The following is a 19,621-nucleotide window of genomic DNA, read 5'->3' as shown; positions in this document are numbered from 1 at the left end:
ATTTATTGACACTATGTTCACATTCTTATGCGCGCTGACTCTGAAACCTTGACGGAAAACGTTACTTCAAAAGCTAACTGGCCCCTGGCGCTATCTGCGGGGTTACTGGGCATCGGGCAAAACGGCTTGCTGGTGATGCTCCCGCAGCTGGTCACCCTGACCGGGCTGTCACTCTCTATCTGGGCCGGGCTGTTGATGTTCGGATCGATGCTCTTTTTACCGGCCTCGCCCTGGTGGGGGCGTCAGAGCGAGCGAAAGGGGTGTAAGTCCGTCATGCTGGCCTCGCTAAGCGGCTATCTGGCGAGTTTCGTCGTGATGGCGCTGGTGGTCTGGGGGATGGCGGCCGGAAGGCTGGATACGGTCTGGGGGCTGGCGGGGCTTATTTTCTCGCGCCTGCTCTACGGACTGACGGTCTCGGGGCTGGTGCCTGCGGCCCAGACGTGGGCGATTCAGCGTGCGGGGCTGGAGAAAAGAATGGCGGCGCTGGCGACGATAAGCTCCGGCCTCAGCTGCGGGCGTTTGCTCGGCCCGCCGCTGGCGGCGCTGATGCTCAGCGTTAATCCGGTGGCGCCGCTCTGGCTGATGGCGGTTGCGCCGCTTATCGCTCTGCTGCTGGTGCTTCGCGAAGTCGCTGACCCGCCGCTGCCGCCGGTAGCCCACCAGACAACCCGCCTGCAGGCCTCTATGCTTCCTTTCCTGCTGCTGGCGCTGCTGCTGGCGGCGCTGGTGAGCCTGATGCAGATTGGCCTGTCACCGCATCTTAGCCCGTTGCTGGACGGTAACGCCCGGGAGATCAGCCATCATGTCGCGCTTCTGCTGAGCCTGGCCGCGCTGGCCACACTCGCGGCACAGTTTCTGGTGGTCCGCCCTCAGCATTTCAGCCCGGTGACATTGCTCTGCATCGCGGCGGTGCTGATGGTGGCCGGGCTTGGGCTGATGGCTGTCGCCGGTTTAGCGCTGTTCTACGTGGGGATTGTTATCACGTCACTCGGGGCGGCGATGGCCACGCCGGGCTACCAGCTGCTGCTGAACGATCGGCTAACCACGGGGAAAGGGGCGGGCGTCATCGCCACCAGCCACACGTTAGGCTACGGCGTCAGCGCGCTGATGGTGCCGGTCGTGACGCGCTTTTACGGGGAGCAGTCTTTAACGGTGGCCGCGTGGGGAATGGCATTGCTGTTTTTAGCCCTGAGCATAGGGGTATGGTCAACCGAGCGTACCCCTGCTGAAAAAGCTTAATGGACCTGGCGGGACGAATGCCCGCCGGTCGCCTCATTCTGCCGCAGGCGCTGTAGCGGATCCTGCTGATAAAACTGGCAGAAACGTTGCCAGAGGGCCGGGAAACGGGGCGCGAAGAGCTCGGGCGCGCTGAAGAAGTACTCGGAGAGCACCGCAAAGCACTCAGCCGGGTCGGTTGCCGCATAGGCGTCAATGCTGGCCGCGCTTTCGCCCACCAGGTCTATTTCATCCTGGATGTTATCCATCGCCGCGTGCAGGTCGTGCTCCCAGCCCGCCACTTCGCGAAGCGGGATCAGCGGTACTCCGCTGGCGCGATCGCCGTTGCGGGTGTCCAGCTTGTGTGCCACCTCATGGATAACCAGATTAAAACCGGAGGCGTCGAACGAGTCCTGAATATCGAGCCAGTTGAGGATAATCGGCCCTTGCTGCCAGCTTTGTCCGGACTGCACCACGCGCTGATTATGCACCAGCCCAATATCGTCCTGCCATTCGTCATCCACCACGAACGGCGCGGGATAGATAAGCACTTCGTGGAAACCGTCCAGCCACTCAATGCCGAGTTCAAGCACCGGCAGACAGAAAAGCAGCGCGATGCGGGCGTTTTTCAGGGGATCGAGTTCAAACCCCTGCAGCGGCACCAGGCGCTTTTGCTGTAAAAAACGATCCGCCAGCTGAACCAGTTTCGATTGTTCATCCGGGTTTAGATTAGCCAGAACAGGGATCGTCAGGGCGTCATCCCATGGCAGCGCCACATCCCGGCCAGCCTCATTCGTTTTCCAGGGCCACTTTATCATCGCTTTGCTCGCAAACTCGTCACTTGAACAAAAATGGGAAAGTCAGATTCGGTTAAGATGCCAGAATATCGCCTGCTGCGACAAATCCAGCCTGAATAAACTATCATTTCGTACGTAGCGGTGGGTAGCGGTTTGCGGGCATCACCTTCATTTTGTGAAGTCTGTCGTAGCCTTTATCCGCAGGTGGCGTGAATAAATCAGTACGGTATTGAAAAGATGAGCGATTTCAAAGGTAACAAGCAGGACCTGCCCAGTCGACTGTGCGTGCACTGCCAGCGGCCCATGACGTGGCGCAAGAAATGGGCGAAATGCTGGAATGAGGTTAAATACTGTTCTGAGCGCTGTCGCAGGAGCCACCGTTGACCGAGCTACGTCTGATCCTGGGCGATCAGCTTAATCCGCATCACAGCTGGTTTGATACCTGCAGTCCGAACATCATTTACGTGATGCTGGAACTCCGGGCAGAAACCGCCTATGTGCTTCATCACGCCCAGAAAGTTATCGCTATCTTCGCCGCCATGCGCGCGTTTGCCTCTGCATTAAAGGAGAAGGGGCATCGGGTGAGGTATGTCCGGCTCTCTGATGACTCAAACCGCGGCGCGCTGGAAGACAATCTCAACGCGCTTGTCGCGCATTACGGCGCGGGCAGGGTGATATGGCAGGAGCCCGACGAATGGCGTCTTGATGCGCAGCTGCAGGCGTGGGCGAAGACGGTCTCCGTTGAAACGGCCTGCGTCAGCAGCGAGCATTTCTTCACCACTCGGGAACAGGTCAGCGCGTTTTTTGCGTCGCGCAAAAGCTGGCGAATGGAATACTTTTACCGGGAAATGCGCCGTCGGCACGGCGTCCTGTTGACGTCAGCAGGCGAGCCGGAAGGGGGGAAATGGAATTTCGATGCTGAAAACCGCAAGCGCTGGTCCGGCGAGCCTCCCGCGCCGGGGGACGCGCGTCCTTGCCACTATCGTTCCGCCTTATGGGCGGAGATCCAACGCTGCGGCGTAAAGACCTTCGGCGAACCGCAGGCCGACAATTTTCGCTGGCCGCTCAACCGTTCTGAAGCCAAAGCCAGGCTGGATGAATTTATCACGCACGTGCTCCCGCAGTTTGGAAACTGGCAGGACGCGATGCACACGGAGGAACCTTTTCTTTTCCATTCGTTAATTTCATTTGCGCTGAACACAAAGATGCTTAATCCGCGGGAAGTGGTTGCTGCCGCCCAGCAGGCGTGGCGTTTGGGCCACGCGCCGCTGCCTGCCGTCGAAGGGTTTATCCGGCAAATTCTCGGCTGGCGGGAGTATGTGCGCGGGATCTACTGGTCGCAGATGCCCGGCTATCGGGAACTGAATGCCTTAGACCAGCACGCCCCGCTGCCGGACTGGTTCTGGACGGGCAAGACGCAGATGCGCTGCCTGGCGCATGCCGTTGGGCAGTCGCTCACCGAGGCTTACGCCCACCATATCCAGCGCCTGATGGTCATTGGAAACTTTAGCCTGCTCAGCGGCCTGTCGCCGCAGGCGGTTCATGAATGGTATCTGGGCGTCTATATTGACGCCTTTGAGTGGGTGGAGCTGCCCAATACCCTCGGCATGAGCCAGTTTGGCGATGGCGGGTTGCTGGCCAGTAAGCCCTACGTCTCAAGCGCGTCATATATTCATAAGATGAGTAATTACTGTCAGGGGTGCCGGTATCAGCACAACCAGCGTACCGGAGAGCAGGCCTGCCCCTTCAATGCCCTTTACTGGGACTTCTTTGCGCGCAATCAGGCGCGTCTCGGTAACAATCCCCGCCTGGGCATTGTCTTTAAACAGCTTGCGGACATGACGGAAGAGGAGCGGCAGGCCATTGCCGACCGCGCCGGGTACGTCCGCCTGCATCTCAACGACCTCTGATCGGCATTTCAACGCCTGGCCGGTTGCGGCAGGTCAATAAGACGCTATTATTTTTGACTTTGTTGCGTATTCCCTGACAGGACATCCAGACGCCATGCCCGTGAATTTTGACCTTAACGATCTTTATGCTTTCAGAGCGTTAGTGGAATACGGTAACTTCCGTGTCGCTGCTGAATCTATCTGCTTATCCCAGTCGGCGCTGAGCCGCAGGATTGAAAAGCTGGAAGCCGCGCTGGGAAACAGGCTGTTCGATCGCACCACCCGCCGCGTGGCGCTGACGCTCTACGGACAAAACTTTGCCGAGCGCTCCGCGCAGCTGCTCGACAGCGTGGAGTCAATGCTGGCGGATGTCGATAAGGCCAGCGAAGAGCGGACGGGGCTGATCGCGGTTGCCGCGGTCCCTTCCGCGGCCTGTTACTTTATGCCTGACGTGATCCGGCGTTTTCAGTCTCGCTATCCGCGCGTTCGCATCAAGCTCATCGACAGCAGCGCGGGGAATGTGATTGACGCCGTGGCCCGCAGCCAGGCGGATTTCGGCATCTGCTTCGCAGGAAACCTGCCGTCTGAAATCGAGTTTTTCCCGCTGGTGGAGGATGTCTACGTCGCTGCGTGCCGAAAGGATCACCCCGTGGCGCAGAAGAGTCACCTGACGTGGCAGGCGTTTTACCAGCAGGATTATATCTCCCTCGATAAAACGTCAGGTAACCGTAACCTGCTCGATCGGATGCTGGGGGATATAGTTCCCGGGCGCCCCAGCGTCTGCGAAACGCGTCACGTCACCACGATGCTCGGTATGGTAGAGGCGGGGATTGGCATCGCTGCCGTTCCCGCCATGTCAATGCCGACCTCTGAGCACACGCTGTTGACGCATCTGCCGCTGGTGGCGCCGGAAGTGAAACGCACCGTTGGGCTTATCCGGCGCCGGGGGCGCATCCAGTCTTACATTGCGGCTGAACTGGAAAAGCAGATCACCGAGCAGTATCGCCGGACGTAACGGGGATCATCCCCGTCTTCTCGATGACGGCGCGTGAGGGCGGTGAGGCGAGATAGGTCAACAGCGCTTTCCCCTCGTCAGGATGTTCAGCGTGACGAGTGACCGCACCCGCGAAGCGCGTGATGTATTGCACATTGTCAGGGATTTTCCCGACAAAGGTGACGCCCTGAACCGGCAACAGCTCGCTAACCTGCTGGAAACCGACGGCGTATTTTCCTTTTGCCACTTCTGAGGCGACCGGAATGCGCTCGACCATTGTCGCTTTATCGGCGACCTCCTTTTCAATGCCCAGCTTTTTGAACAGCCCCTGGCTGACGTACCTGCCGCTGGCGCTGTCAGAGTAGGCGATGGAGCTGGCCTGCAGCAGCGTTTCACGCAGTTTCGCGTCGCTGCTGATGTCCGGTATATCCGCTCCTTTTTTTACCACCATGCCAACGGGAGAGTCCGCAAGTTCCGTTCGCGAACCCGGCCGGGTCTGACTGGCCTTTTCGAGCTTCTCCAGCGCATCGCCCACCATAATCACCACGTCGGCCTTCTCGCCGCGCGCCAGTCGGTTTGGGATCGCCTGCGGCGTATTGCCCATTGAGGGACCGGGGATGATCACAATTTTATCCCCGGTCCGTTGTTCATATTCCGGGGCCAGCTTTTCAAGGGCGGCTTTAAAACCGCCTGAGATCATCACCTTCACGTCCTGGGCAAAGGCATTGACGCTCAGGAACGTCAGCACCAGCGCGCTGGTGGTATAGCGAGACGTGCGTTTCATGCGGCCCCCTGTGACTTGACGGTATTTTGCAGCGACATCGCACGACGGCGGTAGAGGTAGAGCGTTGCCAGCAGGGCACATACCGCAGCGAAGCTCATCCAGTAGCCCGGCGAGGCTTTGTCACCGGTGTATTCAATCAGCGCGGTGGACATCACCGGGGTAAAGCCACCGAACACCGCCGTTGCCAGGCTGTAAGCCAGAGAGAACCCTGCTACGCGGACTTCAGCAGGCATAATTTCCGTCAGCGCCGGGATCATCGCGCCGTTATAGAGGCCGTAGAGGAAGGAGAGCCACAGCAGCACGCTCAGCATCATCGAGAAGCTGGGCGCGTTCGCCAGCAGCGTCAGGGCCGGGTAGCTGGTCGCCAGCGCCAGCAGGGTCATGGCAATCAGCACCGGCTTGCGGCCAAAACGGTCCGACAGGGCACCGCCCACCGGCAGCCAGACGAAGTTAGAGATCGCCACCAGCAGCGTAACCAGCAGGCTGTCCGACGCGCTCAGCATCAGCACCTTTTTACCAAAGGTGGGCGCATAAACGGTGATCAGATAAAAGGCCGTGGTGGTCATCGCCACCATCAGCATGCCCGCGACCACTACCTGCCAGTTCGCGAGCAGCGTTTTAAAGACCTGGCGCATCTCCAGGTGCTGACGACGCGCGCTGAACTCTTCCGTCTCCTCCAGCTTGCGGCGCAGGAAAAAGATAAACGGCACGATTAAACAGCCGAACAGGAACGGGATGCGCCAGCCCCATTCGCGGATGGCGCTCTCTTCCAGCACCGCGTTCAGCGCAAAGCCCATTGCGGCGGCGACCATAATGGCGACCTGCTGGCTACCGGACTGCCAGCTGGTGTAAAAGCCCTTGCGGCCCGGCGTGGCGATTTCCGCGAGATAGACCGACACGCCCCCAAGCTCCGCGCCGGCGGAAAAGCCCTGCAGCAGACGGCCCGTCAGCACCAGCAGCGGCGCCCAAAGCCCAATACTTTGATAAGACGGGATCAGCACGATCAGGAAGGTGCCTGCCGCCATAATGGAAAGCGTCACTATTAGCCCTTTGCGGCGGCCAACCTTGTCAATATAAGCCCCCAGCACGATGGCGCCGATTGGACGCATCAAAAAGCCCGCGCCGAAGACGGCAAAGGTCATCATCAGCGACGCAAATTCACTGCTCGCCGGGAAGAACGTGTGGGCGATGTAGGTGGCATAGAAGCCGAACAGAAAGAAATCGAATTGCTCAAGAAAGTTGCCGGACGTGACGCGAAGTATCGCGCCCGCCTTCGAACGTACGGTTGCAGGTGAGGTTGAGGAAAACATGGTTATCTCCAGTTTATTGTTGACGTTTTACGCGTCTGTTTCTGAAAACTGGATCAGGATGAGGAATTAGATAAGCGCAAATGCCGCATCGACTGATGCATTTCTTGCATGAATATAATCCGGCGAATAAATACAATTAATGGCAACAATAACTTAACAAAATGTTGGCTTTTTATTCACCATCATTCTGTAAGTCTCTGATATTGCGATTTTGTGATGTAGCGCAGAGGCGCGTTTCAGAATGAGCCGGGTAACCGCGTCGTTACCCGGCGGAGGCCATTTAGCGCAGCGCCCTGGCAATCGCGCTAAACATCAGAGAGGCTTCCAGCGGCTGGGCGCTGAAGGACGGTTCCGCCTGCGGCCAGGTAGACCACTGGACGATGACCAGATTTTCCTTCGGGTTCACCATAATCATCTGCCCGAAAATGCCCAGCGCCCAGAGTGAACCTTTCAGCGAATCCTGGGCCGTCGGCTCTACGCCCGCGGCGTTGGCGGGCACTTCGTTGTTCCACCACTGATAGCCGTAAAGCCCTTCGGGATGGGCGTCAGAGACCGAGCCTTTGGCCTTCGTCCAGCCTGACGACTGCCGGATCCAGTTTTCCGGCAGGATGGTCTTACCGTTCGGCAGCGTACCGTTGTTCAGGATAAATTGCCCGAAGCGTCCCCAGTCCTCCAGCGTGGCGTTAAAGCCGTGCGCGCCGACGTCATGCTGGCCTTTGCTGTAGGCATGCCACACGCCGTCGCTCGCCATGCCGTAAGGCTGCCAGATGCTTTTCTCCAGATAGGCTGCGAGCGTCATGCCGGTGGCCCGCTCCAGCACGTCACCCAGCAGCCAGGCGCCGCCCGAAGAGTAAGACCAGTTCTCTCCGGCCGGGTGCGCCCTGCGCAGCCCCTTCACCAGCTTGCGCACGCAGTCATAGGTACCCGGCTTCGCCTCGCACTCGGTGAGCTGCGCAAAGTCGGATTTAGGGTTGGTGTAATCCTCGTTCCAGGCCACGCCGGAGGTATGGGTGATCAGCTGTCTGAGCGTCACGCCGTCCCACGCGGTGCCTTTCAGGTCGGGTTCATACCGCGTGACCAGGTCGTCGAGCGAGTGAATTTTTCCCTCTTTGAGGGCCACGCCCACCAGCGCCGATACCACCGATTTCCCAACCGAGCGCGAGGTCCAGAGCGTCGAGTCGGTATTGCCCTCTCCAAGATACTTCCAGGCGATTTTGCCGTCCTTCAGCACCAGCATGCCGCTGACGTTCTGCCGCTGGAGGTAGTCCTTAAGGCCGTAGCGCCTGCCGTTGACCTGATAGTGTGCGTCCGTGAGCGGCTTGTCCGACATTTCCAGCGGCACAGCGTTACCGTGGCGGAAAACATCCCCGGTGTAGTTGCGGTAGTCATTGCGAAAGCCCACCACGCGATCGGCCTGACTCCAGGTGAGCATCTTATGGGTGTCAGGCAGCGTGGTGTCGAAGGGGGCAGGGCAGGCGCTGAGGTCGGTGCCTTTACAGGCCGCCACTGCCGCAGGGGAGAGCAGGGTGCTGAAGACAAGGCCCGCCAGCAGGGCATGGTTTACTTTTCTGTTTTTCATATCCGTCTCTTACAGGTTAAGAACGGCTTCAGTTTAAAAACCCCGGGGCTATAATAAAAAACGCGTAGCGGGGGAAAATCCCCCCAAAAAACAGAAGGAGCGTAGCGTGGCGGGACTGATTTACTCTTTTGCACAGCTCGAGGCATTTACCGCCGTGGCCGAGAACGGGAGCCTGAGTAAAGCCGCGGTGGCGCTGAAGAAGGACCGAACGACGCTTCGCGATCTGGTTGATTTTCTTGAGGATGGGTTAGGCTACGCGCTGTTTATTCGCGACGGCCGCACCCTGCGGCTCACGCCCGAAGGGGAGCAGCTTCAGCGCCAGGCGCACCTGCTGATGCGGCAGGTAAAAGCCTTTGAGGCGTTTGCCAGAGAGGTGCCGCACGGTGCCACGCAGGACCTGACGCTGGTCTACGATCCTTTTACGCCCAGAGCCTTTCTGCACGGGGTGATTGCTGAAATGGCGGTGCGAAAAATCCGCCTGAGCCTTATCTGCGCCTCGCGGGATGAATCGGAACGGCTGCTGGCGAATAACGACGCGGATCTGGCCATCTGCCAGGCGCGCAACCGCAGCGTGGGCAACGACATGGAGTGGCGTGCCCTGGGGGCCATCGAGATGGATTTTTATGCCGCCAGCGGGCTGTTTGCTGACCGTTCTTGCCCTCTGTCGCTGCTCGATCTCTCCCTGGTGCCCCAGCTCGTCATGCACCCCGCTTCGGACGAGCCGGTGGCGCGCCGCCTGCAGATTTCCGGGCATACCCTCTTTACCAATGAACCGGAGATGCTGCGCGGTTTGCTTGAGCGCGGCTGCGGCTGGGGATTCTTACCGACGCATTTTCACGCCGGGCAGTGGCAAAACGTAAAAAGGCTGCACACCGAAGTGGGCAGCCAGGGGATTGGTCAGACGATGGTCACCATCTGGAAGCCGGGAAGCGACAAGCGCAGCACGATCGCTGAAACGCTGTCGCTCTTGCCGGACGTATGGAAGCACTCAGCGCTGTGAACAGCCTTTACACTGCTGGTTCTGGATCTGCTGGAAGAAATCGTTGCCTTTGTCATCCACCAGGATAAACGCCGGGAAGTTCTCGACCTCGATCTTCCAGATAGCTTCCATGCCCAGCTCAGGATACGCCACGCACTCCAGGCTCTTGATGCTGTTTTGCGCCAGCACCGCCGCCGGGCCGCCGATGCTGCCCAGGTAGAAGCCGCCGTGCTTATGGCAGGCGTCCGTCACCTGCTGGCTGCGGTTGCCTTTCGCCAGCATGATCATGCTCGCGCCGTGGGACTGCAGTAGGTCTACGTACGAATCCATGCGCCCTGCCGTGGTTGGGCCGAGGGAGCCAGACGCGTAGCCTTCCGGCGTTTTGGCCGGGCCCGCGTAGTAGATCGGGTGATCTTTGACGTACTGCGGCAGTTCCTCACCGTTGTCGATTAGCTCTTTCAGCTTCGCGTGGGCGATGTCGCGCGCCACGATGATGGTCCCGTTCAGCGACAGGCGGGTAGAGACCGGGTGCGCGGAAAGCTGCGCCAGGATCTCATTCATCGGCTTGTTCAGATCGATGCTGACCACGTCGCCTTCACCCTGCTGGCGCAGTGATTCAGGAATGTACTGGCCCGGGTTATGCTCCAGCTTCTCAATCCAGATCCCGTCGCGGTTGATTTTCGCTTTGATGTTGCGGTCCGCGGAGCAGGAGACCCCCATGCCGATAGGGCAGGAGGCGCCGTGGCGCGGCAGGCGGATCACGCGGATGTCGTGGGCGAAGTATTTACCGCCAAACTGCGCGCCGAGGCCGAGGTTCTGTGCTTCCTGGAGCAGCTCCTGTTCGAGCTGAACATCGCGGAACGCCTGGCCGTGTTCGTTGCCTTCCGTTGGCAGCGCGTCGTAGTAGCGCGTGGAAGCCAGCTTCACGGTTTTCAGCGTGGCTTCCGCCGAGGTTCCGCCGATAACAAAGGCAATGTGGTACGGCGGGCAGGCCGCGGTACCGAGAGTGCGCATCTTCTCAACCAGATAGTTTTTCAGCTTCGCCGGGGTGATCAGCGCTTTGGTTTCCTGGTAGAGATAGGTTTTGTTGGCAGAGCCGCCGCCTTTTGCCATGCACAGGAATTTGTACTCATCGCCGTCAACGCTGTAGAGGTCAATCTGCGCCGGCAGGTTGGTGCCGGTGTTCACCTCTTTATACATATCCAGCGCCGCGTTCTGGGAGTAGCGCAGGTTGTCTTCAATGTAGGTGTTGTACACCCCCTGACTCAGGGCCGCTTCGTCACCGCCGCCGGTCCAGACGTGCTGGCCTTTTTTACCCATGATGATCGCCGTGCCGGTATCCTGGCAGGTTGGCAGCACGCCTTTAGCGGCGATTTCGGAGTTGCGCAGGAACTGCAGGGCAACGTACTTATCGTTCTGGCTCGCTTCCGGGTCGTTAAGAATGGCGGCGACCTGCTTCTGATGGGAAGGACGCAGCATAAATGCGGCGTCGTGGAACGCCTGCTGTGCCAGCAGCGTCAGCGCTTCCGGCTCCACTTTCAGCACTTCCTGGCCTTCGAACTCGGCAACGGAAACGTGCTCTTTGGTCAGCAGATAGTATTCGGTGTCGTCGTGCGAAAGCGGGAAGGGGTTCTGGTAGATAAATGGTTTGTTTGACATAGCGTATTGCTCCAAAAAAATAAAACCGCCGGAGGAGAAGTCCGGCGGTCAGGAATCAGAACATCATGGACATCCACGGATAGCCAATCAGCAGCAGGGCCGCCAGGAAGATGGCACCGAAGATAGTGCCGAGGCGCCAGTAGTCTTTGGTTGGCAGGTAGCCGCTACCGTAGTAGATCGGGCTTGGGCCAGTGCCGTACGGGGTGATGATCCCCATCACGCCCAGCGAGGTCACCATCAGCAGAACGAACACTTCCATATTCATGCCCGGGATGGTGGAGGCGATGGTCAGCATCGCTGGCAGCAGCGCCGTGGTGTGCGCGGTGGTGCTGGCAAACAGGTAGTGCAGCAGGTAGAACGCCAGCAGCAGCACGATGGTCGCTACGCCCGGAGAGATACCGCTCATCAGCAGACCACCTTCTTTACCTAACCAGCTGATAAAGCCGGTAGAGGAGAGGCCATCTGCCAGCGCCACCAGGGTGGCGAACCAGACGAAGGTGTTCCACGCGGCTTTATTACCGGTGATGTCGTTCCACTCCAGCACGCCGGTCCACAGCATCAGGCCGACGATGAGCAGGGCAGCCATAGCCGGTTCAATCCACGCGGCGGCAAAGATCCACATCAGCAGCGCACAGCACACGAACACCAGCAGCAGGATTTCATTGCGGGACAGTTTGCCCAGTTTTTCCAGTTCACGGGTCGCCCACAGCGGCACTTCGTTGTTTACCTTCACTTCAGGCGGGTAGAACCAGTAGGCCAGCAGCGGCATGGCCAGAATCAGCAGGATACCCAGCGGCAGGAAGGCGAGGAACCAGGTCCCCCAGGAGATATCGATTCCAACCGTACTTTTCACCAGCGCCAGGGCCAGCAGGTTCGGCGCAAGTGCGGAGAGGAACATTGAGCTGGTGATACAGGCCGCGGTGATCGCCACCCACATCAGATACGAACCAATCTTACGCGCGCTTGGGTCGTTCGGTTTTGAACCGTACAGCGGCGGCAGGTTAGCGATGATCGGGTAGATGGTCCCGCCGCTGCGCGCGGTGTTGGACGGGGTGAACGGTGCCAGCAGCAGGTCAGCAAACGTAATCGCGTAACCGAGCGTCAGGCTGCGACGGCCGAGGTATTTCACCAGAATCAGCGCCAGACGGCGGCCGAAGCGGGTTTTGTCATAGCCTGCGGCGAACATAAAGGCACCGAAAATCAGCCAGACGGTAGAGTTACCAAACCCGCTCACCGCCCATTTAAAGGAGGCGCCCGCCAGCTTGAATTTCGGATCAGCCAGCTGTTCCGGGCTGAACAGCACCCACTGGCTGCACAGCGCAATGGCGACTACGCCGGTGAGACCGATCACCGCGCCCGGCAGCGGTTCGAAGATCAAACCGACGATCACGCCAACGAAGATAGCGAAATAGTGCCACGCGTAAGGAGGCAGGCCTTCCGGTACCGGAACAAACAGCAGCAGTACGGCGACGATGACGGGCAGTGCCATCATCAGCAGACGTTTTGCGTTTCCATTTGATGCCTGGTTCGCCACAGGGGGCGTTACAGCAGTTTTTGTATTCATAGTTTCACGTCTTAAGTTGTCAAAGATTCGGTCGTACTGAAAAACAAAATCACTTTCTTAAGTTTCTTTGCTTTTTTTAGTTATTAAAGGTGCGATTTTGTATTTTCAGTAATAGCAATTTAACGCTTTTGTGGAGGCGCTAAATTAAAAATTGATGATGTTTTTATATTGCGCTTTTGGATGCCATAACTATTGATCGCGATCAAAAAAATAGAATTGCAGCGTTATTTTTATGCTTTTATTAATAACCACTCTGGCGTATGTGGGTATTCCCTTTTTTATTGGTTTATTTTATCATTTTGGTAACATTTTTATTTTCTGTGATTTTATATGTCTTTGTTTTGTTTGGTGTTTTTGGTGTTTTGGAGAAGTGGTTTTACCAATCATTATTTAACGAATTTTAAATTATTGTGAATGGCTAAATGACATTCGCTAACACCAATGTGTTAATTGTGTTATTGCAGGGATTAAATAGTTTTTTAACTAACGTAATAGCTTTAGAAACTAAAAAAATCATTATATTAATATCATGACATCGGCAAATAACGACGAACTAAAAAATTAATCCGATAACGAATTCTTAATTTTAAAAAGTTTGGAGTTTCAATTATGAGCACTAACGAACGTATTCTTAGCCCCTTCACATTACCGAATGGCACTGAACTGAAAAACCGTTTGTTAATGGCCCCTATGACCACCTGCACCGGCTATTACGACGGCACCGTCACCAGCGAACTGGTGGAGTACTATCGTGCCCGTTCCGGAAGCATCGGCACCATTATTGTGGAGTGCTGCTTCGTCGACGATCTCGGTCTCGCCTTCCCGGGCGCGATCGGGATTGATAATGACGAGAAAATTGCCGGGCTGGCGAAAATCGCGGAGGCGATCAAATCCAAAGGATCTAAAGCCCTGCTGCAGATCTACCACGGCGGCCGCATGGTCGACCCGAAACTGATCGGTGGCCGTACGCCGGTTGGTCCAAGCGCTGTTGCCGCGCCGCGTGAGGGCGCAGCAACGCCAGTGGCACTGACTGGCGAAGAAGTCGAAGGCATGATCGGCAAGTTTGGTGAAGCGGTGCGCCGCGCCATCCAGGCCGGGTTCGACGGCGTGGAAATCCACGGGGCAAACACCTATCTGATTCAGCAGTTCTATTCGCCAAACTCTAACCAGCGCGATGACGAGTGGGGCGGCAGCCGCGACAACCGCGCGAAGTTCCCGCTGGCAGTACTGGATATCACCCACAAAATGGTGCGCCAGTACGCGGACGACGCCTTTATTATTGGCTACCGCTTCTCTCCTGAAGAGCTTGAAGTGCCGGGCATCCGCTTTGAAGACACCATGTACCTGCTGGAAAAACTGGCGGCTCGCGGCGTGGACTACCTCCACTTCTCCGTCGGCGCGACCCTGCGTCCTTCCATTGTTGACACCCAGGACCCGACGCCGCTGATCGAAAAATACTGCGCGATGCGTTCTGAAACGCTGGCTCAGGTACCGGTGATGGGCGTGGGCGGCGTGGTGAATGCCGCCGATGCCAATGAAGCGCTGGACCACGGTTACGACCTGATTGCCGTTGGCCGTGCCACCATCGCTTACCCGGACTGGACCGACCGCATCGCGGCCGGGGAAAACCTGGAGCTGTTTATGGACAGCACCCAGCGCGAGGCGCTGAACATTCCTGAGCCGCTGTGGCGCTTCTCGCTGGTGGAAGCGATGATCCGCGACATGAGCATGGGCGAATCGAAATTCAAACCGGGCATGTTTACTGAGAAGGTGCAGGACGACGCGAACGAGCTGGTGATTAACGTCAGTCTGGAAACTGACCGCATTGCAGACATCGAGCTGGCCTCTGGCCCGAGCGAAGACGTTGAGTTTGTCACCAGCTTTGAAGAGATCCGCACCCGCATTCTGGATGCCAACACCCCGCACGTGGATGCCATCACCGGCGCAACCAGCCAGAGCGAGGCGGTGAAGAAAGCGGTCTCTAAAGCGATGCTGAAATCCAGCAAAGCGCTGGCCGCGGAAGAGGGTGTTGACCCGAACGAAACCCGCAGCGTGGACGTGGTGGTAGTCGGCAGCGGCGGCGCCGGTCTGGCGGCGGCGATTCAGGCGCACGACGAAGGCGCGAGCGTGCTGATTGTTGAGAAAATGCCAACCATCGGTGGCAACACCATTAAAGCCTCTGCCGGGATGAACGCCGCAGAAACCCGCTTCCAGCGCGTGAAGGGCATTCAGGACAGCAAAGAGCTGTTCTACCAGGAAAGCCTGAAAGGTGGCGGCAACAAGAACAACCCGGAACTGCTGCACCGCTTCGTTGAGAACGCGCCGCAGGCCATTGAATGGCTGGCAACCCGCGGCATCATGCTGAACGACATCACCACCACCGGCGGGATGAGCATTGACCGTACCCACCGTCCAAAAGACGGCTCAGCGGTCGGCGGCTACCTGATCAGCGGCCTGGTGCGTAACGTCAATAAACGCAACATCGAGGTGATGCTGGATACCTCCGTCAGCGACATCCTCTTCGAAAACGGCGAAGTGACCGGCGTGCGCCTGACCACCGAAGAGAACGAAACCCTCACCGTGGCAGCGAAAAGCGTGATTGTGGCAACCGGCGGCTTCAGCGCTAACAGCCAGATGGTGGTGAAATACCGCCCTGACCTGGAAGGGTTCGTTACCACCAACCACAAAGGGGCGACCGGCGGCGGCATCGCGCTGCTGGAGCGTATCGGGGCAGGTACCGTGGATATGGGGGAAATTCAAATTCACCCAACCGTGGAACAGAAAACCTCGTACCTGATTTCCGAATCCATCCGCGGCGGCGGGGCGATTCTGGTCAATCAGAAAGGGGAACGCTTCTACAACGAAATGTCGACCCGCGATAAAGTCTCGGCGTCAATCATCGCGCTGCCGGAGAAATACGCGTACATCGTCTTTGACGAGCATGTTCGCGCCAAAAACAAAGCCGCGGATGAGTACATCGCTAAAGGCTTCGTGACCAGCGCCAGCTCGCCAAAAGCGCTGGCGGAAGCGCTCGGCATGGATTACCACGCTTTCCTGGCGACCCTGGAACGTTACAACGGTTTCGTTGAAAAACAGCACGATGACGACTTTGGACGTACCACCGCGCTGCGTGCGCCAATCAATGAAGGGCCATTCTACGCCATTCAGATTGCACCGGGCGTGCACCACACCATGGGCGGCGTGACCATCAACACCGAAACCTGCGTGCTGGACAGCAACCACAACGTGCTGCCAGGTGCGTTTGCGGCCGGTGAAGTGGTCGGCGGGATCCACGGCGGCAACCGTATCGGCGGTAACGCAGTGGCAGATATCATCATTTTTGGTACCCTTGCAGGACATCAGGCGGCTCTGCGTTCGAAAAAGATGTAAGGCACCTGCTTCCCAGGCCGGATACGCGCAGCGCTATCCGGCATTTTCCCCGGCGGCGCGGAGCTTGCCGGGGCTACTTCTGAGGACTCCTGCCATGCCTGATAGCCATCGCGTTTACAGCTACTCCGCCGTTCTGATGGGCTCGCCCATCCTCCTGAAACTCTTCTCCCATGACGAAGCCCTCGCGTCCCGCGTGTTTCGTCTGATCAAACAGTACGAAGATCTGCTCACCGTTAACCGCGCGCACTCGCAGGTGATGGACATTAACCATGCGGCGGGCCAGCATCCGGTCACCGTCAGTCGGCCGGTGTTTGATCTGATCCGCTGTGCAAAAGCGGCAAGCCTGCTCAAGGACAGCGCCTTTAATCTGGCGATCGGTCCGCTGGTGAAGCGCTGGAAAATTGGCTTTCAGGGGGACAGCGTTCCGCCTGCCGATGAAATCGCGTCGCTGCTGGCGATTACCCGACCCGAGGATGTTCTCCTTGACGAGGCCAGCAGCAGCGTGTTTCTGACCAGAGCGGGGATGGAGATCGATCTGGGGGCGATTGCCAAAGGCTATATCGCCGATCGGGTGCGGGATTACCTGCATAAAGAGGGCGCGGAGCTGGGGCTGATTAACCTCGGCGGCAACATTCAGACCTTAGGCTCGCCGGAAGGGGGCTGGAGCGTCGGGCTGAAAAAACCGTTCGCCGGAGATGCGCTGATCGGCACGATGATCGTTGAGAACGTGTCCGTCGTCACGTCGGGAACGTACGAGCGCTATTTTGAACAAGACGGCAAACGCTATCACCACATTCTTGATCCGCGCACCGGATATCCGCTGGACAACGAACTGGACAGCGTCACCATCATTTCGAAAGATTCCATCGACGGCGATATCTGGACCACGCTGATGTACGGCATGGGCGTGGAGAAGGGCTGTGCCGCGCTGCGTGCGCGCCCCGACATTGAGGCCATCTTTGTGACCAAAACAAAAGAAGTGGTGTTCTCTTCAGCACACCACTTCCGCTTTACCCTGCTGGATGATACTTACCGCGTTACTGACAGTATTGCTTGAGCAGGCCCGTTTGCTCCGGCTGGAGACGGTAGCGATACACCGGACGCCCGGTGGCGCCGTAGTGAATGCTGGTGAACAGAATATTGATTTGCGCCAGCCAGATCAGGTATTTGCGGCAGGACACGCGGGAAATATTGACCGCGTTTGCCAGATCGTCGGTGGAAAACTCCGTCTCCGGGTGAGCGTCAATCCACTGGCAAATCGTGCGCAGCGTTTGCGGCGTTAACCCTTTCGGCAGCTTTTTGCTGTCCGCCAGTTCCGGCGCCCCGCCGTGGATCAGGCGGTCGACGTCCGCCTGCTCGTAATACTGGTGCGACCCCATCAGGCTGTGCTTGGCCTTCCAGCCGTTCAGCGCCTCTTCAAAGCGCGGGAACTGGAACGGCTTTATCAGATAATCCACCACGCCGTAATGGATGGAGGTCTGGATCGTCGCGGCGTCGGCGGCCGAGGAGATCATGATCACGTCGATTGGGCGGCCGGATGCGCGAATCACGGGCAGCAGATCCAGCCCGTTATCCTGCTGCATATAGACATCCAGCAGCACCAGATCGACGGGCTGGCTGGGGTTATTAATGATGGCCTCGGCCTGGCTTAGCGTGGAGGCGACGCCGCAGCAGCTAAAGCCTTCAACACGGTTGACATACAGACGGTTGAGGTCGGCTACCATGGCGTCATCATCGACAATTAACACATTTATCACGCGATTTTCCTCTCGCTATCCCAGGGGATGTGAACAAAAAATTGGGTAAATACGCCGGGCTCAGACTCGACGGAGATATCGCCGCCAAGGTTCTGAATCTGCTGGCGAGCAAGGAACAGCCCAACGCCGCGGTTTTCACCTTTTGTTGAGAAGCCCTTTGTAAAAATAGACTCCAGCTGAGTGGGATCAATGCCGGGACCATCGTCGCTGACTTCACAGCTGAGCCAGCCATTCTGATAATGCAGCAGCAGGCCGATCTCGCCCTCCTGCTGTCCTTCCATCGCGTCGAGCGCGTTTTCAATGAGGTTGCCCAGCGCGGTGATCAGCACCGCGACCTGCTCTTCACTTGCGGTATCCGGTATCTGGCTTTCATCCGCCAGCGTCAGGGTGACGCCCGCTTCTTTCGCCCGGTTGATTTTACCCAGCAGGAACCCGGCAACCACCGGGGATTTTACCTTGCTCTGTATCGTACCGATATCCGTCTGGTAATGATGTGCCGTCTGGAGAATGTACTCTTCCAGCTTGTCGTAGCGCTTAATATTCAGCAGGCCGAGTATCACATGCAGTTTATTCATAAACTCGTGGGTGTGGGCGCGCAGGGCATCAACGTAGTTAACCATGCCGTCCAGACGCTGCATCAGCTGGCTGACTTCCGTTTTATCACGGAAGGTGGTGATGGCGCCGATCACCCGATCCTGACTTTTCACGGGGACCATGTTGCACAGCAATAGGCGACCGTTGCAGCTGATCTCCTGATCCTGGCGTGCGACGCCCGTCTTCGAAACGTCACGCAGGCTGGCCAGCAGGGGCGCGCTGGTGTTTTCGGTCTGCTTGCCGGCGGGGAGAAGCAATATTTCTCTGGCGGTCTGATTAATCATCGTCACGCGTCCGTGTATATCAACGGCCAGAACACCCTCGCGAAGCGACTGCAGCATCGCCTGGCGCTGTTCGAACAGGGCGGAGATTTCGTAGGGTTCGAGCCCGAACAGAATGCGCTTCAGAACCCGCACCAGACCCCAAATCGCCATAGAACTCATAAAAATACTGAACAAAATGGTCCAGACGGCGTTGAGCCGCCCGCGAGCGATCTGCTCTTCAACCTTATTCAGGGAGATTCCGACGACCACCACGCCAATCTGCTCGTGCTGCGCGTCGTAGACGGGCGTAAAAACGCGCAGCGCTTCGGCGAGCGCGCCCCGGTTAACCGAAACGTTCTCTTTGCCTTCCAGCGCGGGGGTTAAATCGTCACCGATAAAATGCAGCCCGAGCAGCGCCTCATTCGGATGAGAGTAGCGGATCCCGCGCATATCAGTGACCACGGTGAACAGCAGATCGTTTCGCTTCGTCACCGCCTGGGCGATGGGCTGAATAATGTTCTCCTGCGGTGCCTGCATCAGGCCGCGCTGGATCTCGGGGCTGTCGGCGAGGGTGCGGGCAATGCCGAGCGCGGTGTCTTTGACATCATCGCGCGTTGCGCGGGTGATCTGCACCGAATAGAGCGCAAAAACCACCAGCAGAACTGAACCGATTATCGCGCACACCATCAGCGTGACCAGCGTATTGAGTTTCATGGGGCGCTTGCGCGTCGGAAGGAAAGGCTGCAAATCGCTCATCAACACTCCGCGATGATTAAGTAAGAGGGTAATTATCGCCGATGACGCGCTTTTCTTAAAGCCATGTAAAAGCGTGGATTTGGTCCTCTTT

Annotated in this window: 15 protein-coding genes; 7 read left to right on the top strand and 8 right to left on the bottom strand. The window is 57.9% G+C overall.

Features of this window, described 5'->3' with window-relative positions:
* The first annotated feature begins 27 nt into the window (after positions 1-27).
* Positions 28-1,239 (top strand): MFS transporter, encoded by a 1,212-nt coding sequence (locus BFV67_RS13915; protein WP_069598507.1) that lies wholly within the window; start codon positions 28-30, stop codon positions 1,237-1,239.
* On the opposite strand, the gene mtfA is transcribed toward BFV67_RS13915, so the two are convergent.
* Complete coding sequence (gene mtfA / locus BFV67_RS13910; protein ID WP_069598506.1) at positions 1,236-2,033, bottom strand: DgsA anti-repressor MtfA; 798 nt, start codon at positions 2,031-2,033, stop codon at positions 1,236-1,238. The genes BFV67_RS13915 and mtfA overlap by 4 nt on opposite strands.
* 216 nt (positions 2,034-2,249) lie before the next feature.
* Here mtfA and BFV67_RS23400 point away from each other — a divergent pair, with 216 nt between their 5' ends.
* The 3 genes from BFV67_RS23400 (at position 2,250) to psrA (ending at position 4,916) form a co-directional block, all read left to right on the top strand.
* Positions 2,250-2,396 carry a DUF2256 domain-containing protein gene (locus tag BFV67_RS23400; RefSeq protein WP_071530926.1) on the top strand — a complete coding sequence of 49 codons (147 nt, stop codon included), beginning with the start codon at positions 2,250-2,252 and terminating at the stop codon, positions 2,394-2,396.
* Positions 2,393-3,922, top strand: a complete 1,530-nt coding sequence (locus tag BFV67_RS13905) for a cryptochrome/photolyase family protein (protein WP_157888819.1) — start codon at positions 2,393-2,395, stop codon at positions 3,920-3,922. Before BFV67_RS23400 ends, BFV67_RS13905 begins: the two co-directional genes overlap by 4 nt.
* A 94-nt stretch (positions 3,923-4,016) precedes the next feature.
* Positions 4,017-4,916, top strand: coding sequence for an L-proline-binding transcription factor PsrA (gene psrA / locus BFV67_RS13900; protein WP_025913330.1), 900 nt, complete (start codon positions 4,017-4,019; stop codon positions 4,914-4,916).
* On the opposite strand, the gene BFV67_RS13895 is transcribed toward psrA, so the two are convergent.
* From BFV67_RS13895 to BFV67_RS13885, 3 genes are all read right to left on the bottom strand, one after another.
* Complete coding sequence (locus BFV67_RS13895) at positions 4,891-5,679, bottom strand: substrate-binding domain-containing protein (RefSeq protein ID WP_032652594.1); 789 nt, start codon at positions 5,677-5,679, stop codon at positions 4,891-4,893. The genes psrA and BFV67_RS13895 overlap by 26 nt on opposite strands.
* Positions 5,676-6,989: an MFS transporter gene (gene tcuC / locus BFV67_RS13890; RefSeq protein WP_069598504.1), complete on the bottom strand. Its 1,314-nt coding sequence runs from the start codon at positions 6,987-6,989 to the stop codon at positions 5,676-5,678. Before tcuC ends, BFV67_RS13895 begins: the two co-directional genes overlap by 4 nt.
* Positions 6,990-7,269: 280 nt before the next feature.
* The gene (locus tag BFV67_RS13885) at positions 7,270-8,568 is read right to left on the bottom strand and encodes a serine hydrolase domain-containing protein (protein WP_069598503.1); all 1,299 of its coding nucleotides are present in this window, start codon (positions 8,566-8,568) and stop codon (positions 7,270-7,272) included.
* Positions 8,569-8,674: 106 nt separating this feature from the next.
* Between BFV67_RS13885 and BFV67_RS13880 the strand changes: the two genes are divergently transcribed.
* Complete coding sequence (locus tag BFV67_RS13880) at positions 8,675-9,568, top strand: LysR family transcriptional regulator (protein ID WP_069598502.1); 894 nt, start codon at positions 8,675-8,677, stop codon at positions 9,566-9,568.
* Here BFV67_RS13880 and fumA read toward each other — a convergent pair.
* Positions 9,557-11,206 (bottom strand): class I fumarate hydratase FumA, encoded by a 1,650-nt coding sequence (fumA, locus tag BFV67_RS13875; RefSeq protein ID WP_069598501.1) that lies wholly within the window; start codon positions 11,204-11,206, stop codon positions 9,557-9,559. The genes BFV67_RS13880 and fumA overlap by 12 nt on opposite strands.
* Positions 11,207-11,261: 55 nt before the next feature.
* A complete protein-coding gene (locus tag BFV67_RS13870) occupies positions 11,262-12,770 on the bottom strand; it encodes an anion permease (RefSeq protein WP_008500292.1) in 1,509 nt (502 codons plus the stop codon).
* Positions 12,771-13,379: 609 nt separating this feature from the next.
* Between BFV67_RS13870 and BFV67_RS13865 the strand changes: the two genes are divergently transcribed.
* Positions 13,380-16,160: a flavocytochrome c gene (locus BFV67_RS13865; protein WP_023325579.1), complete on the top strand. Its 2,781-nt coding sequence runs from the start codon at positions 13,380-13,382 to the stop codon at positions 16,158-16,160.
* Between the two features lie 94 nt (positions 16,161-16,254).
* On the top strand, positions 16,255-17,217 hold the full coding sequence (locus BFV67_RS13860; protein WP_008500295.1) for an FAD:protein FMN transferase: 963 nt from the start codon (positions 16,255-16,257) through the stop codon (positions 17,215-17,217).
* Here BFV67_RS13860 and dcuR read toward each other — a convergent pair.
* Positions 17,198-17,917 (bottom strand): two-component system response regulator DcuR, encoded by a 720-nt coding sequence (dcuR, locus tag BFV67_RS13855; protein WP_008500296.1) that lies wholly within the window; start codon positions 17,915-17,917, stop codon positions 17,198-17,200. The genes BFV67_RS13860 and dcuR overlap by 20 nt on opposite strands.
* Complete coding sequence (locus tag BFV67_RS13850; protein WP_008500297.1) at positions 17,914-19,530, bottom strand: sensor histidine kinase; 1,617 nt, start codon at positions 19,528-19,530, stop codon at positions 17,914-17,916. The genes dcuR and BFV67_RS13850 overlap by 4 nt, the downstream gene beginning before the upstream one ends.
* Between the last annotated feature and the right edge of the window lie 91 nt (positions 19,531-19,621).

Source organism: Enterobacter roggenkampii (assembly GCF_001729805.1).
Classification (GTDB): domain Bacteria; phylum Pseudomonadota; class Gammaproteobacteria; order Enterobacterales; family Enterobacteriaceae; genus Enterobacter; species Enterobacter roggenkampii.
The sequence above is the reverse complement of the archived record's forward strand: the minus strand, read 5'-3'. Positions and strand labels throughout refer to the sequence as shown.